The 24,284-nt window shown below is 61.5% G+C and carries 16 protein-coding genes; 11 read left to right on the top strand and 5 right to left on the bottom strand.

The features are described from left to right. Positions 1-15 precede the first annotated feature (15 nt). Positions 16-1,509, bottom strand: coding sequence for a sulfatase-like hydrolase/transferase (locus JNK74_23650; protein ID MBL7649184.1), 1,494 nt, complete (start codon positions 1,507-1,509; stop codon positions 16-18). 350 nt (positions 1,510-1,859) lie between these two features. On the opposite strand from JNK74_23650, the gene JNK74_23645 reads away from it, so the two are divergent. From JNK74_23645 to JNK74_23620, 6 genes are all read left to right on the top strand, one after another. Further along, positions 1,860-3,164, top strand: a complete 1,305-nt coding sequence (locus tag JNK74_23645; GenBank protein MBL7649183.1) for a KamA family radical SAM protein — start codon at positions 1,860-1,862, stop codon at positions 3,162-3,164. Further along, positions 3,161-4,150 carry a D-alanine--D-alanine ligase gene (locus JNK74_23640; protein ID MBL7649182.1) on the top strand — a complete coding sequence of 330 codons (990 nt, stop codon included), beginning with the start codon at positions 3,161-3,163 and terminating at the stop codon, positions 4,148-4,150. The genes JNK74_23645 and JNK74_23640 overlap by 4 nt, the downstream gene beginning before the upstream one ends. Then, on the top strand, positions 4,147-5,055 hold the full coding sequence (locus JNK74_23635) for a hypothetical protein (protein ID MBL7649181.1): 909 nt from the start codon (positions 4,147-4,149) through the stop codon (positions 5,053-5,055). The genes JNK74_23640 and JNK74_23635 overlap by 4 nt, the downstream gene beginning before the upstream one ends. Further along, complete coding sequence (locus tag JNK74_23630; protein ID MBL7649180.1) at positions 5,052-5,519, top strand: GNAT family N-acetyltransferase; 468 nt, start codon at positions 5,052-5,054, stop codon at positions 5,517-5,519. The genes JNK74_23635 and JNK74_23630 overlap by 4 nt, the downstream gene beginning before the upstream one ends. Positions 5,520-5,596: 77 nt before the next feature. Then, positions 5,597-6,130, top strand: coding sequence for a DUF3109 family protein (locus JNK74_23625; GenBank protein ID MBL7649179.1), 534 nt, complete (start codon positions 5,597-5,599; stop codon positions 6,128-6,130). A gap of 676 nt (positions 6,131-6,806) precedes the next feature. Next, positions 6,807-9,056, top strand: a complete 2,250-nt coding sequence (locus tag JNK74_23620) for a DUF5011 domain-containing protein (GenBank protein MBL7649178.1) — start codon at positions 6,807-6,809, stop codon at positions 9,054-9,056. A gap of 162 nt (positions 9,057-9,218) precedes the next feature. Here JNK74_23620 and JNK74_23615 read toward each other — a convergent pair whose 3' ends face one another. Genes JNK74_23615 through JNK74_23605 form a run of 3 tightly spaced genes read right to left on the bottom strand, consistent with a single transcriptional unit; the run spans position 9,219 to position 14,702 of the window. Next, the gene (locus JNK74_23615; protein MBL7649177.1) at positions 9,219-12,575 is read right to left on the bottom strand and encodes an error-prone DNA polymerase; all 3,357 of its coding nucleotides are present in this window, start codon (positions 12,573-12,575) and stop codon (positions 9,219-9,221) included. After that, on the bottom strand, positions 12,572-14,056 hold the full coding sequence (locus JNK74_23610; GenBank protein MBL7649176.1) for a DNA polymerase Y family protein: 1,485 nt from the start codon (positions 14,054-14,056) through the stop codon (positions 12,572-12,574). The genes JNK74_23615 and JNK74_23610 overlap by 4 nt, the downstream gene beginning before the upstream one ends. Beyond that, positions 14,034-14,702, bottom strand: a complete 669-nt coding sequence (locus JNK74_23605; protein MBL7649175.1) for a recombinase A — start codon at positions 14,700-14,702, stop codon at positions 14,034-14,036. Before JNK74_23605 ends, JNK74_23610 begins: the two co-directional genes overlap by 23 nt. A 237-nt stretch (positions 14,703-14,939) precedes the next feature. On the opposite strand from JNK74_23605, the gene JNK74_23600 reads away from it, so the two are divergent. Continuing rightward, entirely contained in the window at positions 14,940-15,533 is a 594-nt protein-coding gene (locus JNK74_23600; GenBank protein ID MBL7649174.1) for a four helix bundle protein, read from the top strand. A 168-nt stretch (positions 15,534-15,701) separates the two neighbouring features. Here the strand turns inward: JNK74_23600 and JNK74_23595 are convergent, their stop codons facing one another. Further along, positions 15,702-16,412, bottom strand: a complete 711-nt coding sequence (locus JNK74_23595) for a class I SAM-dependent methyltransferase (GenBank protein MBL7649173.1) — start codon at positions 16,410-16,412, stop codon at positions 15,702-15,704. 180 nt (positions 16,413-16,592) lie between these two features. On the opposite strand from JNK74_23595, the gene JNK74_23590 reads away from it, so the two are divergent. From JNK74_23590 to JNK74_23575, 4 genes are all read left to right on the top strand, one after another. Next, positions 16,593-19,637 carry a PAS domain-containing protein gene (locus JNK74_23590; protein MBL7649172.1) on the top strand — a complete coding sequence of 1,015 codons (3,045 nt, stop codon included), beginning with the start codon at positions 16,593-16,595 and terminating at the stop codon, positions 19,635-19,637. A 132-nt stretch (positions 19,638-19,769) separates the two neighbouring features. Further along, positions 19,770-21,203 (top strand): hypothetical protein, encoded by a 1,434-nt coding sequence (locus JNK74_23585; GenBank protein MBL7649171.1) that lies wholly within the window; start codon positions 19,770-19,772, stop codon positions 21,201-21,203. Positions 21,204-22,121: 918 nt separating this feature from the next. Next, positions 22,122-23,792 (top strand): hypothetical protein, encoded by a 1,671-nt coding sequence (locus tag JNK74_23580; protein MBL7649170.1) that lies wholly within the window; start codon positions 22,122-22,124, stop codon positions 23,790-23,792. A 98-nt stretch (positions 23,793-23,890) separates the two neighbouring features. Continuing rightward, positions 23,891-24,235 (top strand): hypothetical protein, encoded by a 345-nt coding sequence (locus tag JNK74_23575; protein ID MBL7649169.1) that lies wholly within the window; start codon positions 23,891-23,893, stop codon positions 24,233-24,235. The last annotated feature ends 49 nt before the right edge of the window (positions 24,236-24,284 follow it).

Raw genomic sequence — 24,284 nt, 5'->3', positions numbered from 1 at the left:
TCTCAAGCTTCCTGCTTACTTCTGATTCCACAGCGTCGCGGGATCATCCCAGCGTTTCATCTCGGCTTGGAGCAGCGCCTCCATGCGTACGCGGTCGTCAGCGTAGCGCGGATCTTCCGCCAGGTCCACCTGGGTCATGTTTGGCGTGTGCCCGGTAGCGGCGATGACCTCGGGGGCGTGGTGCTCCAGCAAATATTCTTCTGGATTCTCGCTGAGATTGAAAAGCTGCGTCTCGCGGACCTGACCTTCCATCGTGTCGTACTTGATGAGCTTCCAGTCGCCCTGCTTCACTGCGCGCATCCCGGGCTGGGTGCCGCCCGAGTATACGCCGTAGAGAACCTCTCGGATGGCGCCCGCCTTGCCTTCCAGCACCGGGCGGAAGCTCTGGCCCTCAACGGTGGGCGGCGCGGCGACGCCCGCGAGGTCGCAGAGCGTGGGGAGGACGTCCATGAGATAAATATTGCCCAGGGCGCGGCTTCCCGATTCGATGCCCGGTCCGCGCACGACGAAAGGCACGCGCCAGGTGTGTTCGTAGAGGTTCTGCTTGCCCATGAGTCCATGGCGGCCGACGGACATGCCGTGATCCGAGGTGTAGAAGATATACGTGTTGTCCAGCTCGCCCATGGCCTCCAGCTTCGCCAGCACGCGGCCCACCTGCTGGTCGATGTTCTCGATGCAGGCGTATTCCCGGCCGGTTTCATTGCGCACCGTGGCGGGGTCCCGCGCCGTCATCACGCCCTGCACCGCCACTTCATCGCGGAGCTCCGGGTGACCGTGGGGAAAGGGATGGGCGGGCAGCCAGGAATCCGGCAGGGGCGGCGCGGCGGGATTCGCCTCGCCGGGCTGCGCCGGGTCCCAGTCGTTTCGCGCGCCATACTTCGCCAGAAGTTCCGGTGTGCCGTTGCGCGGGTCGTGGGGGTGAGAAAAACCAAGGTAGATGAGGAAAGGCGCTTTCGGCTTCGCGGCTTCCCGCCCCGCCAGGTAGTTGAGCACCTGGTCCGCATGCCACGCGCTGCCCTCTGCGGTGTTGCCCTCGCGGCAGGTCTGGTCCTTGACCGTCTTGAAGCGCTTGTTCGCCTCGTCGTAGCTGTTGCCCAGCTTGCAGGAGCGAAAAGTGTCGTAGCCCGCCCGGTTGAACACCGCGGGGAGGGTCTGCTCGGCAATATCGGCGGGAATCCGCGATGCATCTCCCTCATAAGGGTTGCCCTTTCCCGGTATATGCCAGAGGGAGCGACCCGTCATGATCATGGTGCGGGAAGGCCGACATACGGCCCCGACCCAGGATCCCATGTGGTGCGCCCCGTCGAAGGTCATGCCCTCCGCCGAGAGCCGGTCCAGGTTGGGGGTCTGGCAGATAGTGTTGCCATAGGCCCGGAGGGTGCCGGGGGCCTGGTCGTCCGCGATGATGAAGAGGATGTTGGGCTGCGCAGCGGGCGGCGCGTCGGCCACGGCTGCCAGGCCCGAACAGGCACCAGACAGGGTCAGCAGAATCAATTTCAGGTATCGCATCGAAGCTCCCGGAGAGGCCTGGCCAAGGGTCCTGTCCGGGCAATTGCCGGACGCCTGGCTAATGATTTCACGCCCGGACGGGGGAGTCAAGCGCGGGGCGCTGGCGGAAAATTTTCAGGCCATAAAAACCTATTGCGGGATACCGCCTTTCGGTGTTAGCATCATGCGCTTCGGTACCCATCCCGCGCACAGCGGCCCGCTGCATCCGCGACCCCGGGGTGACTCGACAGCATATTGCATGGCCGGTTTGAATGTGTCCTGTGGATCGTTTTGCCGAGGGCCTCCTTTGCCCCGCTTCTCGCGGAAAAGTCGGTGCCACTCGTGGTATGGAAGGGATAAGGGTAGGGCCCATGAATGATCAATGCCTGCGCACACAGCGCTGGGGGAAGGCGGCCAGTCCTTGGAGCGAGGTGCCGGACGAGCAGTGGCGCGATTGCCGGTGGCAGCTTCGCAATCTGGTGCGGACCCCCGAGCAGCTTTCCGAGTTGCTGAATCTGCCGGCGGAGGAGACCGAATCCATCCGCGCCCTCCAGGCCAGGTTTCGCTTTGCGGTTTCGCCATACTATTTCTCTCTGATCGATCCCGAGGATCCCCTCGATCCCATCCGCCGCATGATTGTCCCCAGTTCGCTGGAGCATGCGCCCCTGGGCGTGCTGGACCCCCTCGCGGAGAAAAAAGACAAAGCCGCGCCGGGCCTTACCCACCGCTATCCGGACCGGGTGCTTTTTGTCGTGACGTCCTTTTGCTCCAGCTATTGCCGCTTCTGCATTCGCAAGCGCAACTGGAAAGAAAGCGGGGAAGCCTCCAGCCGGGAGGAGATCGATCAGGCCCTCGCCTATATCCGCGATCATGAAGAAATTGAGGACGTGCTCATCAGCGGAGGCGACCCCCTGACCCTGCCCCTGGAGCGGCTGGAGTATATCCTCCAGTCCCTGCGAGAAATCCAGCACGTGCAGTTCGTTCGCATCGGCTCCCGCGAACCGGTCATGATGCCCATGCGCATCGGCGACGACCTCCTGCGGGTGCTTGATCGCAACGGCCCCATCTGGCTCAATACCCACTTCAACCATCCCCGTGAAATTACCGAAGAGTCGGCGGCGGCCTGCGAGCGCCTCGTGCGCGCGGGCGTTCCCGTGAACAACCAGTCCGTGCTGCTCGCGGGCGTAAACGACAGCGTGGAGACCATGCGCGCCCTGGTAAAGGGACTGCTCCGGATCCGCGTGCGTCCCTACTACCTCTACCACGCCGATCCCGTCGTGGGCGCGGGACACCTCCGCACCAGTCTCTGGAAGGGCATGGAGATCATGGAATCCATGATCGGCCACATCACCGGACTCGCCGTGCCTCGTTTTGTCATGGACGCGCCCGATGGCGGCGGCAAGATCCCCGTCATGCCCAATTACGTCGTCAGCGCCGCGCCCGGCCGGATCGTGCTGCGGAATTTTGAAGGGGCCCTCTTCAGCTATCCAGAGGTGGCGGACGACATGGCCCCCGCCAAACCCGCTCAGTCCGTCGCGGATCTCCTCTCCGGCGCCAGCAGCAAGATTTCCCCGGCGGGCAATAAGCACTACGAGCGTCGGATTGGAAAGAACGGCAAGAACGGAAATAATGGCCACAACGGTCACAACGGAAACGGGCGGTCGGATCATTCATGAAGGTTGCGATCCTGCACAACCCGCGGCCGGAGGTGATTCCGGCCGGGGTTCCCGACGATACCTATGAAGAATACGACGGCCAGGTAACAGTCCAAGCCATCGCCGGCGCATTGAAGAGATTGGGGCTCGAATCGGAGCCCGTCATCGCGGATAAAACCATGGTCCGGCGTCTCGAAGAGGGCGGATTTGGATTCGTCTTCAATATAGCCGAGGGCAGCGGACGGCGCTGCCGCGAGGCGGTGCCAGCCGCCGTGTGCGAATTGCTCGGCATTCCCTATACGGGCTCCGACGCGCTGACCCTCGCCGTGACCTTGGACAAAGCCACCGCACGGCGCGTGGTCTCGCCCGAGGTGCCCGTGGCGGCAGGTGCGCTGGTGGAGCGGGATGAAGATTTCGCGCGCTTGGACGCCCTGCGCTATCCCGTGCTGGTAAAGCCCAACGACGAGGGCAGCAGCAAGGGTATTCGAAGCAATCCCATCGCGAATGATGCCGCCGAAGCCATCGCCCGGTGCCAATGGCTTCGGGAGCAGTATGGCTGCGCCGCTCTCGTGGAAGAGTTCGTCAGCGGCGTGGAAGTCACCGTCGGCATCACCGGGAACGGCCCCGAGGCACGATGTCTGGGCGCCATGGAGATTGCGCCGGTAAATGCCACCGCGCCCTTTGTCTATTCCCTCGAGGTGAAGCGCAACTGGCGCGAGGAAGTTCGTTATTTCGTGCCGCCCCGGCTGGACGCTGAAGTGCTGGGCGAACTGCATCGCCTGGCCCTGACGGCCTACCGCCTGCTGGGTTGCCTGGACTTCGCGCGCATGGATTTTCGCTTGGACGCCTCCGGCCGACCCCACTTTCTGGAGTGCAACGCCCTGCCGGGATTGAACCCCGAGTCGAGCGATATCGTTTTTCTATCGCGCGACACGGTGCCCTATGATTCGCTGGTCCAGGGCATTCTTGTGGATGCAGCGCGGAGACAAGGAGTAAATTTCGCGTGAAGGTGTTGATTCTTCATTCGCTCGCGCCCGAAGGCGCGGAGCCGGGGCGGATGACCGATGAGTTTGATCTGAGCAGCGCTGTGAACGGGCTCAGGGCGGCCCTTCCCGAGGCGGCCGTGGCGGGCGTGCGCGGCGAACTTCGCGAAGTGATGGAAGTGCTCGACACGCACCAGCCTGATGTGGTGTTCAACGCCTGCGAAGCGCCCCTGGGCCGGCCTGACCTGGAGGCCCACGTCGCCGCGCTGCTGGAATGGCTACATATCCCCTTTACCGGATCGGGCAGCGCCGCCCTCGCCCTATGCCGCCGGAAAGACCGGACCAGCGCCGTGCTCGCCGCCGCCGGCGTCCCGGTGCCGCGCACCGGTGTGTTCCCCTGCATCGTAAAGCCCGCGGATGAAGACGGCTCCGCCGGTATCGACGAACAGTCCATCTGCGAGAACGAAGAAGAACTGGTCCGCGCCCGCGCGCGGATCAACGGCCCCGTGGTGATCGAGGAATACCTTGCCGGCGCGGAGTACACCATCTCCCTGTGGGGGAAGGACGAACCGGAGTACTTCTCGCCCGCCCATATGGAGTTTTCAAACGGCCTTCGCGTGAACACCTACGCGTCGAAATGGGACATCGAAAGCCCCGACTTCGGTTGCACCCGTCTGATCTATGACCTGAAGCTTACGCCGGAATTTCGCGGCCTTCTGGAAAACACCGCCCGGGCGGCCTGGCGGGCCGTGGGCGCACGGGGCTACATGCGAATCGACCTCCGCCTGGATGGGGACGGCGTTCCCCGCGTGCTGGACGTCAACCCGAACCCCGAGCTGGGGGAAGACGTAGGCATCTATCGCGGCGTCACCGAAGCGGGCTGGACCTGGGAACAGTTCGTGCGCAAGCAGTTGGAGTGGGCCCGATGATACGCGAACTCACCCCGGAAGATCGCGACGCTATTCGCGGCATGCTCGCCGACTGTGGTGCTTTCAGCGAGGAAGAGGTGGAGGTAGGCCTCGAAGTCTTCGACGACGGTGTGGCCGGGGGCCTCGACGGACCCTATCCCCACTTCGGTCTCGTCCGCGACGGCGCGCTCTGCGGCTATGTATGTGTTGGCAGCACCCCCCTGACCGCCGCCACCTGGCACCTCTACTGGATCTGCGTCCACCCCAGCGCCCAGCGCCACGGATGCGGTCGCGCCCTCCTGAACCACGCGGAAGATTTCGTCCGAAACAAAGGCGGCGAAACGCTCGTCATCGAGACCGGCGGCCGCCCCGACTACTCCGGACAGCGCGCTTTCTACGAACGCAACAACTACAAAGAAGTAGGCAGAATCCCCGATTTCTACAAACCGGGCGACGACGGCGTAATCTACTGGCGGCGGCTATGACAATATCCCTCGCCCCACAATCCCCATACGCCCCATACGCCCCATACGCCCCATAAGACCCATAAGACCCATCCACCATGACCGAGCCCACAAAATTCCTCAACCTCGACCAAGCCCGCTTCGAATGCACCTTCGGCCGCGGCTGCGAAGGCATCTGCTGCCGCAACGGGCGACCGCCCGTTCGGGCGGACGAAGCCGAGCGCATCGACCGCGTGCTCGATCGCGTCCTGCCGCTCCTGCGGCCCGAGGCCAGGGCCCTGGTCGAGCGCGAAGGCTACCTGTCCAATCGCGTCAAAGATGGCGCGCCCATGCTCCGCGTCACGGGAGGATGGTGCGTCTTCTTCTCCCAGGGCTGCGCCCTCCACACCCTCGGCGCGACCGACGGCGACCCACACCAATACAAGCCCAGAGTTTGCAGTCTTTTCCCCGTCGAACGCGCCGGCACAAGCCAATGGTACGTGCGGCAGGCCGGCTACCGGGGCGAACAATGGAACGAGCTCCCCTGCCTCAATCCGACAGAATCAACACCCATGGCCCGCGACACCCTGAAAGACGAACTCGAGATCGCGAAGCGGGTGGCTGAGGAAGAATCAAAAAGTGTAACACTTTAGCCGAATGAAGTGACGCAATTGTTTAATCGTTGTGACCTGATTCAGCGAAGAGGATCGGCAAGGCTGGGAGCGCAGGCGTCCCCGCCTGCAACGCACCGAAGGTGCGCCCGAGGTGCTTTTCGAGTACTTGCGCTCAGCATGAGATCAGTACAAATCTGCAATCAAACCATGCGCCAGTGGCGCATAATGCAGTCGAGGACGCCTGCGCTCCCAACCCAGCGAGTGCATTGCAGGGGCAGAATCGAGTGGTAAAAACACAATCACTTCATACGGCTAAAGTGTTGCCGAAAAGTTAACTTGATTCAGGTTGCCGTCGGTTGGAAATCCAGCAGGAAAGTACGTCACACGATTTTTAGCACGGTTCACTTTGGTAATGTACTCCGAAGGTGCGCGACGCGCTGTAGCGAGGGATGCTGGAGTTAGTTTCTCGATTTTGCGATTGAGAATAGACCGAATGTCGTGTACACTCATTTTGCAACCGAATCCTTCACAAAAGGGGCAACGCAAAATGATCAGTCGGACGTGGCGGCAGACTTTTCTCAATTTTCCACCGCAAAGACATCGTGCAATTGCGCTGGGGTGCGTTGCACTCCTGCTGGGCCTTTCATTACGAGCGAATGCGCAAGATGTCGCACTCGGCTATGCGGTCAAGTTCGGTGGACCAGGCGGGGCATATGTGAATGACTTTGCGGTCGATGTCGCCGGCAACGTACACATGGTCGGAGTTTTTGGGGGGACCGTGGATTTTGATCCGGGTGCGGCGAAGGCGGAATTCACTGCGGCGGGCTACCGGGACGTCTTTATCTTGAAACTGGACCCGTCAGGCGCTTTTTTGTGGGGCCAGGTGGTAGGGGGAACGAGCAACGATGTGGACGCGGAATCAGGCAATGCTATTGCGTTGGACGGTGATGGCAACGTGTACACGACGGGCCATTTTCAGGGCACGCTCGATTTTGACCCAGGAGAAGGCGTCGTCGAGCGTACCAGCGCGGGATGCGCGGATATTTTTGTGCTGAAATTGGACGCCAGCGGGGCCTTCGTGTGGGCGCGTTCCATGGGCGGAAGCCATCAAATTGTCCTGGAAAAGAGCGAGGCTTGTTTTACCGACATCGGCTTCGCCATTGCGTCGGACACTTTGGGCAACGTGTACACGACAGGCCAGTTCTACGGGCTGGCCGATTTTGACCCTGGAGACGGGGTATTCAATCTTAACGGCGGGTCGGGTGGCGTTTTCATTCAGAAGTTGACGCCGGACGGAGACTTTGCATGGGCGCGTGCGATGGGCGAAGGCGGCGTTTTGGATCCCGATGGGGACCAGGTCGTTCCCGACGTTGGCCGCGGCATTGCGGTGGATGGCATCGGAAACGTGTACACGACGGGGCAATTTGTTGGTACGGTGGACTTCGATCCGGGCGATGGGCGAGCGGATGTGACATCGCAGGGTTACTACGATGTGTTCGTACAGAAACTGAACGCCGATGGTCACTTTGAATGGATTTGGAGTGCGGGTGCGGCGGGTTCAGAGTCGAGCCCGGCGATTGTAGTAGATAGTGGTGAGAACCTATTTGTCTCCGGTTTTGCGAGTGGTGTGGCCGATTTCGACCCAGGCGTGGAGACTGAAGCTCTCCAGGGTGCGGGTGGATATGTCCTCAAGTTGGATTCCGAAGGTGACTTCGTGTGGGTTCGCAGCGCGCAGGGGCGGGATGTCGCGTTGGACGGCGCGGGCGACCTCTATCTGGCGGGCGGGTTTGAAGTAACGGTGGATCTTGATCCGGGTGAAGGAGTAGCCGAAGCCCTGAGTCAGGGGGAAACTGATGCGTTTATCCAGCGTCTGGATGCGGCGGGCCAATTGGTCTGGGCGAAGGCAATCGGGGGGACGGGTGCGGACTCCGGAACTCACGTGGCTGTCGACGGTGCGGGTCATGTCTATAGCGCAGGATACTTTGAGCAATCGGTCGACTTCGATCCAGGCGCTGGCACGGTGGAACTGGCCAGCGCAAGTGCGACGGAGGTTTTCGTCGTCCGTTTTGATCCCGATACTGCGTCCCCCGGAGTTGCATCGATCATTCCCGCCATTGAAGGGCCTTCGAACGCCAGCGCAATCGACTTTACGGTCACCTTCAGCGAGGCGGTGCTGCTGTTCGATGGGCCGGAGGATGTGGTGGTCACCCACGCGGGTACGGACAGCACGGGAATCGCGATCACCGGGGGGCCGGTCGTGTACACGGTTTCTGTTTCGGGAATCTCCGGTGACGGGTCGTTCACATTGGCGGTCTCGGAGGTGGCGGATGTGCAGGACGCGGCGGGAAATCTCGTGTCCGAACGTGTCGACAGTGACGCCGTACTTATCGACAACACGCCACCGATGATTACCGTCGTTGACGCCACGGGGCCCGCCAATGTGGTGGATTGTGGCGGTGTCTACTCGGACGCCGGGGCGACGGCCTCGGATGGCTTGAATGGCGCACTCGAAATCGCGGTTTCTGGGGCCGTGGACTCGAATACGCCCGGCGAGTACATAATTACCTATTCTGCGCTCGACGCCGCCGGAAATGAATCGACGGCCACGCGCACCGTGGCCGTGCTCGACAATTGCACGGGCGGCGAGGAAGCCGATGCGATCATACAGGCGTTGCTCGATGGATTCTCGACCGCTGATGACAATGGCGACGGCGTCTTGAGTTTCGCCGAGGCATCGGGATTTCAATCGGCGCTGACGCAAACTCTCTTCGACGCGTGGGATAGCGGCAACGACCAAGTACTGAGCCGGGCTGAGTTGAGGGCGGTGGCTGGAGGCGCCTCCGGCTGCACCTGGCCAAGGTCCGGAATGGCGACGGGTTTCCGCGAGCATCTGGGGGGTATATTTCTGCTGGGCCTGAGCCTGGTGGTGCTCCTGGCCGCCACGGGACACGGGAAGTACAAGTAGGATACAGAGGGTTCTTTCTACCAGTTCTCGTTTGCTGCGTGGTTTTGACCCGGCTTTCTGCGGTTGCGCCTGCAGGGGCTTCTCACGCTGCACCCGTACCGCTATCTTCAGGTTGTCGCTGTCTGCCATGCAGACCAGTGTTTTGTTTTCTTGTGCTGCCCCTCAATGAAAATCCCGACTTTTCGTCTCCTCCGTCGTCAATCTCGTCTCGGGTATCCACAATTCCTCCGCCACCAAATGCGTGACGCCGGACTGGACCTGTAATTTCCCTGTTACGCCGATGAAGGATTGGGTCTTAACCAGGGTGCGGTGTTGTTTGTAGACCCGCTCCCAGACGACGAGGTTGACGAGGCCGGTCTCGTCTTCAAGGGTCATGAAGACGACGCCGGCGGCCGTGCCGGGGCGCTGGCGGCAGATGACGAGGCCGGCGTAGCGGGTGCGGGTGCCGTTTTTCATGGCGGCGACGCGGGCGGCGTCGGGGAGGCCCTGTCGCGCGAGCGTCTCGCGGTAGGGCGCGATGGGGTGGCCGTGGGTGCTGTGGCTGGTGTAGGCGTAGTCCCAGTGGATGGCTTCGGCGCGCGTAAGGGGATCGAGGTTCGCCTCGGGCTCGGGCGTGGCCAGGTCGAGGTCGGCGTGGAGATCGCGGTCGAGGCCGAGGGCGCTCCAGAGGGCGCTGCGGCGGTCGTCGCGGAAGGCCGCGAGACCCCCGGCCTCGGCGAGACGCACGAGGCTGCCGTGGGGCAGGCGCGCGCGCCGGGCGAAATCGTCGAGGGAGGTGAAGGGGGCCTCGGCCCGCGCGGCGAGGATGCGGCGGGCTTCGGATTCCTGAAGGCCCTTGACGAAGCGGAAGCCCATTCTAGTGGACAGTTGACAGTTGATAGTTGATAGCTGAAAATGAGGAGTTGACAGTTGATAGTTGACAGTTGACAGCGAGTAAGAGGCCGCGCTGTCTTTGTCCTTTAAGTCCCTTCCGTCCTTTAGGTCCTTTGTCCTTTCCCCCTCCAGCGTGCAGTCCCAGTCGCTGTAGCGAATATCAATCGGGCGTACCTCCACATCGTGGCGCTTGGCGTCTTCCACCAGCGTGGCGGGGCTGTAGAAACCCATGGGCTGGGCATTGAGAAGCGCGGTGAGGAAGGCCGCCGGGTGATGCTGCTTGAGCCACGCGGTGGCGTAGGCGATGAGGGCGAAGCTGGCGGCGTGGCTCTCGGGAAAGCCGTATTCGCCGAAGCCCTGGATCTGCTCGAAGACGCGCTCGGCAAACTCCCGGGCAATGCCTTTTTTCATCATGCGCGAGATCAATCGGTCGCGGTGGCGCAGGATGCGCCCGCTCTTCTTCCACGCGGCCATATCGCGCCGGAGCTGGTCGGCCTCGCCGGGGGTATAGTCGGCGGCGACCATGGCGAGTTGCATCACCTGCTCCTGGAAGAGCGGAATGCCCAGCGTCTTCTTCAGTACGGGCTCCAGGCAGGCGTGGGGATAGGTCACGGGCTCTTCGCCGTTGCGCCGCCGCAGGTAGGGGTGCACCATGCCGCCGGTGATGGGGCCGGGGCGGACGATGCTGACTTCGATCACGAGGTCGTAGTAGTTCTTCGGGCGCAGGCGCGGCAGCATGGCCATCTGGGCGCGGCTCTCGATCTGGAAAACGCCCACGGTGTCGCCCTGCTGGATCTGCGCGAAGGTGGCCGGGTCTTCCGGGGGTATCGTGGCGAGGGTCCAGGTCTCGCCCGTGTGCTGCTCGATCAAATCGAAAGCGCGATGCACCACGTTGAGCGCGCCGAGGCCCAAGAGGTCCACCTTGAAGAGGCCGAGTTCCTCGATGTCGTCTTTGTCCCACTGGATGACGGTGCGATCCGCCATGGCGCCGTTTTCGATGGGCACCAGCGTGCTCACCGCCTCGTGGCCGAGCAGAAAGCCGCCGGGGTGGATGGAGAGGTGGCGGGGCACGTCCTCGATCTCCTGGGTGAGGCGGAGGAGGTGTCCATGAACGGGATTGGCCGGATCCAGGCCCGCCGTGCGCAGGGTGTCGTCGGTGGGGAAGTCATGATGCGAGAGGAGCCGCGCGAGGCGTTCCAGGGCCGTTTCGGGCAGGCCGAGGACCTTGCCTACGTCGCGCACCGCGGAGCGCGCGCGGTAGCGGATGAAATTGGCCACCATCGCGGCGTGCGTGCGGCCATAGTGCTGGTAGACGTGCTGGATCGCTTCCTCGCGACGGCTGTGCTCAATGTCCAGATCGATATCCGGCGGTTCGTTGCGCTCGCGGGAGAGGAAGCGCTCGAAGAGGAGCCCCATGCGCACGGGATCGACCGCCGTGATGCCGAGGCAATAGCACACGGCGGAGTTGGCGGCGGATCCCCGGCCCTGGCAGAGGATCTGTTCGCGACGACAGAACTGGACGATTTCCCACATGGTGAGGAAGTAGCCCTCGAACTGGAGTTCGTGGATGAGCGCCAGCTCCTTGTCCACCTGCGCGCGCACATCGTCGGGAATGCCCTGGGGGTAACGCCCCGCCGCGCCCGCATAGGTCAGGTTGTTCAGGTGTTGCGCGAGATCCGTGTCGCCCGGCAGCCGCTCCACGGGATAACGGTAGCGGATTTCGCCGAGGGAAAAGGTGCAGCGCGCGGCGATGGCGACGGTCATTTCCACGGCCTCGGGATCGTCGGCATAGAGATCGGAAAAGCCCCTCGGCGCGCGGAGGCTGTGTTCGTCGTTCGGGTGGATCACCGTGCCCGCCGTGGCCAGGGTAACGCCGCGCCGGAGGCACGCGAGGACATCCTGCAGGGGCCTTCGCGTGGGCGTATGGTAGAGCGTTTCCATCCCGGCGACGAGGGGGAGTCCGAGGGCCTTCGCCCGCTCGCGAAGACGGTGCTCCCGGCGTCCATCGGCGGCCTCGCGATGGCGCGTGAGGAGGGCGTAGAGGCGATTGCCAAAAGCCTCCCGCAGGAGGTCGGCTTCTCTGCCCGGCGGCGCCTCGGCAACGATGCGACTTCCCGCGCCGCCCCACAACGCGATGAGCCCCTCGGCACGTTCACAGACCTCGCTCCACGTCACCTGGCTCTGCCCCTTGGGTGAGCGGAGTCGCCCCGTGGAGATGAGCCCGCAGAGATTCGCATAGCCCCCGCGATCCATGGCAAGCAAAACAATCCGGGAGCCATCCTCGATAGAAACTTCCGCGCCCGCGATGAGGTGGACGCCCAGCTCCTGCGCGCGCTTGTGGGCGCGCACGAGGCCATAGACCCCATCGCGATCCGTGAGCGCCAGAGAGCGAAGGCCCAGGCGGTGGGCCTCCTCCACGAGTTCGTCGGGGTGACTCGCCCCTTCGAGGAAGGAGTAGACGCTCTTGCACCACAGCGGTACGTAGGGAGTTGATAGTGGATAGTGGATAGTTGACAGTTGACAGTTGACAGTGGACAGCCTGGAGGAGGAGCGGGTGTCCACTGTGTCCTTCAAGTCCTTCAAGTCCTTCAAGTCCTTTAAGTCCTTTAAGTCCTTCGTCTCTCCCCGCTTCCACCCGCCGCTCATTGCACTTCCCCCTGCAGAAACCAGCGTCTCCGTTTCAGATCGTGGTAGATCCAGAACCACCGGCCATTCCGCGTCCGCACATAGTAATAGGCCCGCGCCACCTCCGCGCGCCACCAGCCGCCCGTGATGAGCTGAGGCCCGATCACCTCTTCCACCGGTCCTTCGCTTACCCCCGCGATGAGCCAACCGTCGGGCTCGTGGCGGTCCCGCGGGGGCAGGGGCATGGCGGGCCGGTAGATGCGGCGCACCAGCGGCAAAGTGGCGGGCGCGCCGGGCCGGGGACGGGGTAGATCGCTCAGGCTCTCCCAGCGATATTGCGCCTCGGGCAGATGGCCCGCACCCAGGCGCGCCACCATCACGGCGTCGTTGCCCAGCTCCGCGCGGATCTGGGCGAAGGCCCGGCGGGCCGCCTCCGCGTTGCGCCGGGGCGCTTCCTGAAAGAGATCGACCTGGTGCTCCGTGATGGGCTTGCCAGCCGCGCTGGCCCAGAGCTCCACCACGCCCGAGGGGAGGCGGAGCTGCTCCAGGTTCAGCCGCACCAGACTCAAAATCTGATTCGCGTCGCGCGTGGGCGCGGCGGGGGAGATCTCGCCGCGCTCCTCATCGTTGTTGTCCAGCGTGAAGCGCCAGTAAAACGTCTCCAGCAGTTCGTGATACTCCGCCAGTTCCGACAGCAGCGCCCGGAGCAGATCCGCCAGATAGGCCAGCAGCCGCCCCGCGTCGCTCTCGGGATAATCCAGCATCAGGGTGCACGTCGCGGGATCGCGCGGGGGCAGGGGCTGAAGCGGCCGCCAGTCCGTGCCCTTCGCCAGGCGATAGAGGGCCTCCGCATCCGCGCCGAAGCGCTTGCGCAGGCCCCGATCCGGCAGGGTGAGAAACTGGCCGATGGTGGAGACGCCCAGCTTGTAGAGCGTGTCCTGCAAGTCCGCGTGGAGGCGCAGGCGGCTCATGGGCACGCTGTTTACGTGGGCCTGCTCCTCCGCGGGCGTTGCGAAGACGATATTGTCCGCCCGCGAACGGGCCGCCGCATAACTTCCGAAGCGCGTGAAGCCCACCGCCACCGTCGCGCGAAACCCCGCCTCACGAAAATCATCGCGCACGGCCTCGGCCCAGCCCGTCAGACACGGATAAACCACGCCCATGCCCGAGACATCGGCCCAGAAGACACCCGCCTCGTTCGGCGCGGGCTCGATGCGCGGACTGAAATTCCACAGGCGCCGCGTAAGATCGGCCACCGCCTCTTTCACCGCGATCTCGTCCACTTCCCCGCCGCGCAACTCCGCCGCCAGGGCGAGCCCGGCGGCATAGCGCATACCGGGGAAGATGCGGAACTCCCGCGCGGCCGCATTGGTCCACTGGATCACACCATTGGGCTTGTCCCGATCCACCACCACCATCGGGTGCTTCCGCCAGTCCGGGTGGCTGCCCGCCAGCAACTGGAGCGGCAGCGCCGGGCAATTAACACAGGCCGTCCGGTCCATGACGCAGCTCCTGATGGGTCCAGCCCGGGGTTTGGCGTTTGTCCTTCACGGCGCGCAATTCGCAGGAGAAGCAATCGTGGCCCGTGCGACGTTTTTGTGTGGTGCAGCGCAGCGAAACCAGGGAGCCCCGCGTCGCCGTCTCGCCCGGTGCGCGCAGGCACACCAGCCCCGTGTGGTGCTGATGGGCCAGGCCCGCCAGCCGCGTCTGGAGCGCCAGCGGGAGGGCCTGGCCATCGCCATCGAGCACGATCAGGGCAAAGCTGCCCGAACGCAGCAGGGTATCGGCCGCCCGCGCGGCTTTCGTGGCATCCGGCGCGCGTACAATGGGCAGGGCGGCCAGATCCACGCCCGCCGCCGCGAAATCCGGCGGGAAAAAGATGCGCTGAGGCCCCGCGATCCACGCGGCATAGCCCTCCGCGGCCTGCACCTCGCGGATAAGCCCGGCCAGCAGACTCAGGGCCGCCGTGCCCGATTCCGGGTCGGGATCAAGGGCAATAAAGCGGCCCGCGATCATGTCGAGCCCCCAGATTTTCGGCGGGGCGGCAAGCCTTCGGTGGGCCAGCAACGTGCTGGCGCTGAGGATCTTAGAAGATGAAGGACTGATGGTCGCGGTGGCCATGGCGGGCTCCTCGGGGGTGAAAATCACGCTTGACTTTTTTCTTTATTTTACTGAAAATAAATTCAGTTGTAAAGAAAAGATTGATTGGCGTGTTGAAGACCCCGAACAAGGACCAAGGACCTAAAGGACAGAAGGGACTTAAAGGACAAGTAAACCATTATATACTACACTATTTATCAACTATCAACTATCAACTATCCCTTGTCCTTTAAGTCCCTTCCGTCCTTTAAGTCCTTCGTCCTTGAACCAAGAAAGGAGCACCCCATGTCCCAAAGCTTCCTCCCCAAACACGGCGGCTACCGCAACCTCAGGTCCTACCAGAAAAGCGTCATCGTCTACGACGCCACCGTCTACTTCTGCGGGCGCTACCTGAGCAAGCGCGATCGCACCTTCGATCAGATGATCCAGGCCGCCCGCTCCGGCAAGCAGAACATCGTCGAAGGCAGCATGGCCTCGGGCACTTCAAAAGAGACCGAGCTGAAACTCACCAACGTGGCGCGGGCGAGTCTGGAGGAACTGCTGGAAGACTACCAGGACTTCCTGCGCGCGCGAAACAGTGGGGAGTGGCCCACCGACCACGCTTACACGAAACGCCTGCGCGTCCTGTGTCGGAAGCCCGATGGAGACTACGAGACCTTCAAGAAAGGAATAGAGCACGAAGATCCACTGATCAGCGCGAACGTGATCATCGGACTGATCCGCGTTACCTGCTATTTGCTCAACCGGCAGATCGCCCAGTTGCAGGAAGCCTTCGTAGAGCAGGGGGGCGTCCGCGAAAGGATGAGCAAGGCACGCCTGGAGCGCCGCGCGGAGCAACAGCGGGAAGATCGAGATCGCGAGGAGGGACGAAGGACTTAAAGGACGGAAGGGACTTAAAAGACCAGAGACACCAGAGACACCAAGGACACCAAGGACACCAAGGACACCAAGGACACCAAGGACACCAGCAGCCGCGTACCTTGTCCTTTGTCCCTTAAGTCCCTTCCGTCCCTTAAGTCCTTCGTCCTTGAAATCCTGGCCGCGTCCCTACACCGCCAGCTCCATCGCAGGCTCGCGCGTGTAACTCAAAACCCCAACCCCATTCCACCACAGTCCCCGGTCGCCGTTGTAGCGCGCGGGAAGCTCATACAGCAACCGCATCCGGCTATCCGACTCCGCCACGGCCTGAAGGGTTCCGTCCTTGGCGTAAGATCCCGAATCAGGCGCCAGACGCCAGTCGTCCACCAGAATCAGCGCCTCATCCGCCAGAAAAGGCTCCACGAGCTTCATGGCCAGATACTGGCTCTCATAGTCGTGTCCGCCATCGTAAAAATAGAGGCCGATGGGCTGCCGGATGATTCCCGGATTGAAAATCTCCCGAAAATCGCCGTTACAGAAATTGACCCGGTTATACAGGCCATAGTGTTCCAGATTGGCCTTCAGCACCGGAAAGGAGTTCTCCTCAAACTGGGAAAAGTTGTCCACGGCGTAGACCGATCGTTCCGGGTTACCAATCATGGCGGAAAGGAGGCTCTTGCCCATATACGTGCCCACTTCGAGGTAGGCCTCCCCCTCGGGGAGCAATGAAAAGGCCAGATTGAGCAGGCGCTGCTTCTTCAGCGACAGCATCCCCTGCACATCCGGGCAAAGATCATGCATCATCTGGACTTTCACATCCAGCAGGAAATCGTCCGGCTGATTGCGCCTGGAACCATTGAATTCAGTCCAGAAGGCCCTGCGAAAAGCGTTGGTATCCATGAGGTTTGCTCCGTTCCCGGCGGAAAAATGCCGCGCCGTGACGGATCTATCGGCAAGAGAGGATGGACGCTTTAGCAATCCCCGCCGAGCGCCGTGTCGAATCGGAAACTGGTAAAAACACACGATTCTCGATATACTGTAATCCTTAGGGGGTGAACAAAAATATCCGGAAGCTTTCCCGTGTCTCCATATGAAGAGGTGTTTGACCTTATTCCCGACGCGTTGCTCCTCGTAAGCGGCGATGAAACGATAATCCAGGTAAACCCCCCGGCCGAGCGGATTTTCAAGCGTGCGGCTTCAGACATGGTGGGAACTCACCTCCGCGCCTGGCTCGAATCCCCGACCGAGGATGAGCAAATCACCCGCGGCATGCGCGGCGGTGTGGGCTTTTCGGTGTCCACACAGCGCATGCGGTTGAGCGACGGGCAGCGCATCCTCTACATCGTCCGGGAGTTGTCGGACGGCCCCGCGCTGGCCGAGTCCGAATTTGGTCTGGTCTTCAATGCGACACAGGATCATATAGCCCTTCTCGAAGTGTACGGAAATTGCCGATTCCGCATCGCGCGCATCAATCACGCCATGGCCTCGGCGATGCGGAAACACGGCCTGATTCCGGAGCCCGGACGCATCCCTGGTCTGGATCTGGAATCCTTTCTCCGCACTTCCTGTCGATTGGACGAGGCCACCATCACCCGGATTCTGGCCCGTTTCGAAAAAACGGTGTGCTCGGGCGAGACACTTCACTACGAAGAGCGCCTGCCGTTACTGGGCGGCGCCCACATGGTACGGGAAAATCGACTCACGCCCATCCTCGATTCAAACGGCGCCGTGTCGAGAATTCTGCTCGTCGGGCGTGACATCACCCAGCGGAAAATTATGGAAGAATCGCTCCGCGAGAGCGAGACTCGATGGCAGTTCGCCCTGGAGGGCGCTTGCGACGGCCTCTGGGACTGGAACACAGAGTCGGGCAAGGTCTATTTCAGCAGGCAATGGAAGGAGATGCTTGGATACAGCGACTCCGAACTCGAAAACGACTACAAAACGTGGGAAGACCGCATCCACCCCGAGGATCTCGAACGGGTCAGAAGGACCATACGGGCCTATCTTGATGGACTGGAGCCCTATTACACCGTCGAGCACAGGCTGCGCTGCAAAGACGGAAACTACAAGTGGATCCTCGCCCGGGGCAAAGCCCTTGACGGAACCGAGAGCGACCGCCCCGTTCGCATGCTCGGCACACACACCGATATCACCGGCATCAAAGAGACGCTCCATGCACTCCAGGAGAGCGAGAGCCGCTTCCGGGCGCTGATCGAAGATCTCGACGTGGGCGTCGTGCTTCAGGATCCGAACGACCAGATCCTGCTGTCCAACGAGGCCGCGGGGCGCATTCTGGGTATCGAGAATCCCGCCATGGAAGGTATCAGCTCGCGCGATCCCCGCTGGCAACTGGTGAATGCCGACGGGTCACCGCTGATGCCCGAAGATGTGCCTTCCGTGATCGCGGCGCGAACCGGACAGCCCGTAAAGAATGCGATCCTGGGTTCGAGCAACATCGCCACGGGCGAGCGCCGCTGGCTCCAGATTTCGGCCACGCCCCGGTTCGATGCCACGGGCCGCCTTCTCCATACCCTTGTTACGCTGATCGATATTACCGCGGCGCACAAGACCGAGACAGCCCTGCGGGAAAGCGAGGCGAAAGAGCGCCACCTCAACGAGCGCTTTGCCCTCGCCGCCGAATCGGCCGGCATCGGGGTCTGGGGATACGTCATCCAAGAGGACCGCCTGGAATGGGACGAGAACATGTACCGAATCTTCCAGTTGGATCCGGCAACGCCATCGGTGGTGGTGGGGGATTTCCAGGCCCGCGTGCATCCCGAAGATCTGGATCGGGTAAACCATGAAGGCCTTTCCGCCGCGGCGCAGGGCCGTCACTATCAGTCCGAATATCGAATTCTCTGGCCCAACGGAGAAGTGCGACACATCAAGTCCTACGGGCGCATGATTCTCAACGAGTCCCGCGAGACCGAGCGTGTGGTGGGTGTCTGCTACGACGTTACCGTCCAGCGAAAGCTCGAAGAGCAGTTGCGCCATGCCCAGAAAATGGAAGCCGTGGGACAACTCGCGGGCGGCGTCGCTCATGACTTCAACAATCTTCTTACGGTAATCAACGGATACTGTGAAGTGCTCCTGCTGGATGAGCTCGGCGGTGACCCGACGGTCCGGGCACAAATCGAGGCCATTCACAAAGCGGGGGAGCGCGCCGCCCTGCTGACCCAGCAGTTGCTCGTGTTCAGCCGCAAGGCTCCCTTGAAGCCCGAGATCGTAGACTTGAATCAACTCGCCCAGGAATCGGGAGCCCTGTTGAGCCGTCTGATCCCTGAAAGCATTCACATTTCCTTCGAGCTCTCGCCCGCGGCACTGTGTGCGACCGCGGACCGAACCCAGTTGGAGCAGCTCGTCATGAATCTGGCCCTCAACGCCCGGGATGCCATGGAAGAGGGCGGAACCCTCACGATCGCTTCCCGCGAATGCGTGTTCGACGAAACGAACCCCTGTACCGATGCGGAATGTCCCCCTGGCGTCTATGCCTGCCTCTCCATCCGCGACACGGGCTGCGGTATTCCACCCGAACATCTGGCCCGTCTTTTCGAGCCCTTCTTTACCACCAAGTCCGTGGGCAAGGGCACCGGCCTGGGCCTCGCCACTGTTTACGGCGTCGTGCAGCAGTGCGGTGGCGCCATCGGCGTCCAGAGTTCCCCGGGCTGCGGTACCTGCTTCAATGTATACCTTCCGGAGGCCCTTCCCTCCGAGACAGTGTCCGGAGAGGGAGCGACTCCAGAGCGCCGTTTGGGCGGTAAGGAGACGATTTTGCTCGTAGAAGACGAGGATTCCGTGCGCGAGGTCACCCACAAAGCCCTCGTGATGCATGGATACACCGTCGTCTCCGCCACCAACGGCCCCGAGGCCCTCAAGACTTTCGACGAGTACGATGGTCAGATTCATCTGGTGCTCACGGATCTGGTGATGCCGGGGATGGGGGGTAGAGAACTTGCCGTCGTCCTCCTGCGACGCGACCCGCGGCTAAAGATTATCTTTGTAAGCGGCTATGAAGGGCATTCCCTGGGCCTGGACGCGGCCCAGAGCGACGCCGGAAACTTCGTCCAGAAGCCGTTTCGTCTATCGACACTGCTGTCCAGCGTACGGGATCATCTCGACGCCTGAGGCTTGTCGGCGATGGAAGAGCCATTGGGGAATTTCGTTGTGAATTCCAGGGAGACCGTCGTACCATGAGGGAGCCGTGTGTCGTCCAGTCACGCGAACGCTTGTGAGGCTGTCACCCTTGGGAATTCGACTATGCTGGGAATTGTCCGCTTAATTTTCCTTCGGTCATTGTTGCTGCTTGTCGGCTCGCTGCTGACAACAGGCACTTCGGCGGAAGCCGCGACAGACATCCAGGCCGGGGGCGCATCCATCATCATCACACCGCCCGTGGGAAGCTGGCAACAGGGCGCCGGCGTTACGAAAAAGGGCGAACGCATCCTCGATGAGTTGGAAGCAAACGCCCTCTACCTCAACGATGGCGTCACCCCATTGCTCTTGCTCAGTTGCGATCTGGTCGGCCTCGATCTGGCCACGGTAACGCCCATCCGCCAGGCAATCGCCGCGGAGACCCCCGTGCCCGAGCGCCAGGTCATCATAACCTGCACCCACAACCACTCCGGTCCGTCGCTCGTGAAAACCAACTTCTACATGCCCGTGGACGATGCCTACATCGCTTCCCTCGGGCCGAAGCTTGTCCAGATCTCGAAGGCGGCCGTGGCCTCCGCGAAACCCGCAAAACTCGGCTGGGGGAAAGGCCGCGCCCAGATAGGCTACAACCGCCGCGTTTGCTGGGAGGATGGCTCCCACACCATGCATGGCGACACGAAGCGCCCCGACTTCGCCGGCCTGGAAGGGCCGGATGATCCCGACCACCTCGCGGTCTTTGCCCTGGACCTCGAAGGCCGGCCTGTAGCTGTCCTCTACAACAACACGTCGCACCCCACGAACTTCTACGGCGCGGGTCTTTTCTCCGCGGATTATCCCGGCGCAGCGCGGACCCTGCTTAGAAACGAGTTGGGCGCCATTCCCGTTCTCTACCTCAATGGCGCCCAGGGCGACATCAACATGGCCAACCTCCTCGAAGCCGAGCAGGAGGATCCCGAAGCGCGCATGGCCCGTGTCGGAAAAGTGCTGGCCGACGAAACTCTGCGCCTCTATCGCCAGGCGGAGTTTCATGAACGGGTCACCTTGGGCCATGAAGTGAACGATCTCGAGCTCGCGGTCCGCATGCCTGATCCGGCGACGCTGGAGGAAGCAAAGCAGGTGGTCGCGCGCATGGAAGCGGGGGAGATGATCCTCGGCATGCCCGGCATCCTCGCCTTCGGCACGGTCCACCTCCAGGAAACCTACGGGGCGAATCCCGTCGACACCATGCCGGTTCACGCCCTGCGCATCGGCGACGTGGCGCTCCTGACCCAGCCCTGCGAGCTCTACTGCCAGTTCGGAATCGACATCAAGCGCCGTAGCCCCACGCCGTTCACCGCCGTGGTCGGCCTCGCCGACGGCTATTGCGGCTACTGCCCAACCATCGCCGGGATCCTCGGCGGCGGCTACTCCGGCCAGCCCATCAGTTGGACACGCCTGGAGCCCTACGCGGGCTACAAACTCGTGGAAGCCGCCGGGCCGATGCTGAATCGCCTCTGGCGTGACGGCAAGGTGAGTCCCGATATCGATAATGAGCAATAGAGTATGGAGGTCCACATTCCCGTTATGGTAAGTATTCGCCATATCCTCAGCCTTGGATAAGAGGCGCATCTGACATCGCAAAAACACAACATGGGGACAGCCACCTATAAAAGAGGACTCCCTGACCGCCGCTACGAGTTCGCTCTGGAAACCAGTTCTAAGGTCGCCCTTTTGAACCGGGAAGCGCGCCGAAAGTGGCTTAACCTTTCAGGTTGAGACAAGGGCCGCTGTGGTGACGAAAGGTTTCGCCGTGCCGGGAGATTGGCCTCAGGCACCCGACAAAAGACGCGACGCACCATCGCCGGGCCCATTTCAATCAACGTATGTTTTGCATTAACCCGGAGGGTTAATTCGCCTCCGGCGAACTTGCAGTCCACTTTCGGCTATCGTTCCTTCGTTGGAATATCGCGGGAAAACACGGGCAACCGGCTACGCACAGCGCCGAGACAACGGTTGACCATTCCTGTCATCTTTGTTAGACTGTCCATGCAGATTGCTTCACAGATTCCTATCCAAACACGGGCGCACTGATCGGAGGGCGAAAAGGTGGCAGGAGCACGGCGGCTCGCAAACAAGGACGTCGAGCATTGGTATACACTCACCGTGCCCGAGGCATGGGATTGCTCCTACGCCTCCGTTCGCCGCGACGCCACCCAGCCCAACGACGGGGCCACGAGGGGACTGTCCGGCGTTGATGCACGGACTTGCCAGGGTGACGTGACGGCGATCGACTCGATGTGTAGAAAGAACGACGCGAGCACAGGACTGTCCCCCGCTCTTGAAAACGCGGGACGGTTCCGCCACGGCGCATCAATGACCCGAACGCGTGGCGGGCTTCGGCGCGTCAGGAATTATGGGCTGGACACGGGGTGTTCTTTCAGTTGGTGGGGTTCTCGTGCGTTCAGGACGGTCCCGTCGATGCGTTTGATCGAAGCCATCCGGGGCAACCATGCCTCGCCCACCATCGAGGCGACCTATGCCTACACCTATGACGACGCGGACAACATGCTGACGAAGCAGGTGCCCTGGTACGACGACTTCGAGGATGGGAACATCACCGGCTGGTCGGGGCACACGACCTACTACTCCGTGACGGGCGGTGTGATAAAAAACACTTCGGATGCTTCGGTGCGGGAGCTTTACCTGACCGAAACCGATGCGGATCACGATCTGAGCTTCGACTATGTCCGCTACAGCAGCACGGGCAAAGCGGATGTGGTGCTCCGCACCGTCGGCGGGAATGACCAACTCTACCTGGAGATAAACCCCACCAATCTCCGGCTGCGCCAGGTGGACGGCGGCACCTTGTCCACGTTAGCCACCTACAATACGACCGTGGCCGAGGATGCCTGGTATCAGTTCCGCGCCATCTTGGACGGCACCTCGGTCAAGGTCTATTGGGGCGCGCAAGGTGCTGACTTCAACGAAGTCATTTCCGCCACGACTATGGAAACCACTACGGGCCGTGCCGCCTACATCAAGGCCCAGGCAAACTCCGAGCATGGCTTTGACAACATTCAACTCATCGCGGGCACCCGCAGCACCACGGAAACCTTCACCTACAACAACGCCAACGAACAGATTACCCACGCGAAGAATGGTGTCACCACGACCATGACCTACGACGACTGGGGCCGCCTGGCAACCCGAGATGACGGTACGCACGAGGCGACGTATGCCTATCGCTATGGCAGCAAGCTCTACAGCGTCGCTAGTGACTTCCCCGGCGAGGGGAATGTCACCTACGAGACCGGTGGTGATGGCAAGCGCCGAAGCCGCGTAACGGGCGTGGAGGAGGCGTGGTATAACTACACCGTAGGTTTCGATGTCTTGAGTACCGAGGGTGACGCGGATGGGAGTACGGGGGCGCTTACTATGACGAATGTAGTTGTCGCGCCCACAGCTAAGGTATCCGCGACTCTCGGTGATCTTGCGGGCACAACGCCAGCGAGCGGTAATGCGCGATGGTATGTCACGGATCACCTTGGAAGCACGCGAAGCGCATGGAATGTCTCCAAGGATTCTATCGGAACGTATGAGTTCGACCCCTACGGAGGCCAGTACGCTCGCAAGGGTTCGACCCTGGCCTCGCTCGCTGGTGCATACACGGGAAAGCCTTGGGACGAGATGTCGCGGTTGTTTCACTTTCCCTATCGGGATTATAGCCCGGATATGGCGCGGTGGACCATCCGCGATCCTCTGGGGATGGTGGATGGTCCGAATTTGTATGGCTATGTCAACTACAATCCAATGCGTTTCCGAGACCTTCTCGGACTCAAATTGTGCCGTTCCAAATGCCTGGAATTCCTTGATGATTGCATGTTGCGAGAAAAGCTAATTTTCTCTGCCGACATGCAGAACATATGGATTGAACATGTCGCCGAGGAGCTCGCAATAATTGTTGGCTGTTTTGCCGCGTGTAAGGGGCGCCCGATTTGCACAAAGCGTTGTATTGTGGCTGGCACTGCTGCCGCGACAGCGCTTTTTGCCGAAAAAGTAGCGAAAGCTCAACTGAAGTTTTTACAACGAACAAATCGATGCATGGATCTTTTTTCCAAGTGCTGGAAGAAGGCATGTCCAGACTGCTAAAAAGCGGGTGACTATTATTGGTGTTAGTTTGAGCGCTCGCGCCCGCAAGAGAACACTTGCGTTGTTTATGGTCGAGAGAAATAGTGAGGACTATGCCCATGGAGCACATCGGAAGTGCGAGAAGCAATGTTGTGATTTGGATGTTTGCAGCTCTCCTGCTGGTTGCAATTTTGACGATCTTGTGGTGGGGTCCGAAAGAGTTCGAGGCGAGGGTTCTCAATCAGTCCGAGAACGATATTCGTTTGTTGATGCTTGGCAGCACGCTGGCAGAAGTTGACTTCGATTCCGATCATATTCGACTCCTGGAAGTTAATGGCGCAATGAAAGCTGGAGAAACTAAGAAGGCTAGGACGCTGCCCTTGAATGTGGTGACGTTGAAATGGCCCCCTTCCGATACTTCAAGTGGGAATGCAAGTGTGTTGTCTCAGCCTGAATCGGAGTGATGCCTGTATTTCTTAGTGAGTGCGGTCAGTTGCACTCAGCATCTTTAAC

The sequence above is a fragment of the Candidatus Hydrogenedentota bacterium genome (assembly GCA_016791475.1).
Lineage (GTDB): Bacteria > Hydrogenedentota > Hydrogenedentia > Hydrogenedentales > JAEUWI01 > JAEUWI01.
This window is presented reverse-complemented; position numbering and strand designations above follow the sequence as displayed.

Excerpts from the sequence above, each read along its gene's own strand:
- JNK74_23615 (MBL7649177.1), bottom strand. The coding sequence starts at position 12,575 with ATGAGCGGCGGGTGGAAGCGGGGAGAGACGAAGGACTTAAAGGACTTA.
- JNK74_23630 (MBL7649180.1), top strand. The coding sequence starts at position 5,052 with ATGATACGCGAACTCACCCCGGAAGATCGCGACGCTATTCGCGGCATG.
- JNK74_23585 (MBL7649171.1), top strand. The coding sequence starts at position 19,770 with ATGCTGGGAATTGTCCGCTTAATTTTCCTTCGGTCATTGTTGCTGCTT.
- JNK74_23610 (MBL7649176.1), bottom strand. The coding sequence starts at position 14,056 with ATGGACCGGACGGCCTGTGTTAATTGCCCGGCGCTGCCGCTCCAGTTG.
- JNK74_23580 (MBL7649170.1), top strand. The coding sequence starts at position 22,122 with ATGCGTTTGATCGAAGCCATCCGGGGCAACCATGCCTCGCCCACCATC.
- JNK74_23595 (MBL7649173.1), bottom strand. The coding sequence starts at position 16,412 with ATGGATACCAACGCTTTTCGCAGGGCCTTCTGGACTGAATTCAATGGT.
- JNK74_23600 (MBL7649174.1), top strand. The coding sequence starts at position 14,940 with ATGTCCCAAAGCTTCCTCCCCAAACACGGCGGCTACCGCAACCTCAGG.
- JNK74_23640 (MBL7649182.1), top strand. The coding sequence starts at position 3,161 with ATGAAGGTTGCGATCCTGCACAACCCGCGGCCGGAGGTGATTCCGGCC.
- JNK74_23650 (MBL7649184.1), bottom strand. The coding sequence starts at position 1,509 with ATGCGATACCTGAAATTGATTCTGCTGACCCTGTCTGGTGCCTGTTCG.
- JNK74_23625 (MBL7649179.1), top strand. The coding sequence starts at position 5,597 with ATGACCGAGCCCACAAAATTCCTCAACCTCGACCAAGCCCGCTTCGAA.
- JNK74_23575 (MBL7649169.1), top strand. The coding sequence starts at position 23,891 with ATGGAGCACATCGGAAGTGCGAGAAGCAATGTTGTGATTTGGATGTTT.
- JNK74_23645 (MBL7649183.1), top strand. The coding sequence starts at position 1,860 with ATGAATGATCAATGCCTGCGCACACAGCGCTGGGGGAAGGCGGCCAGT.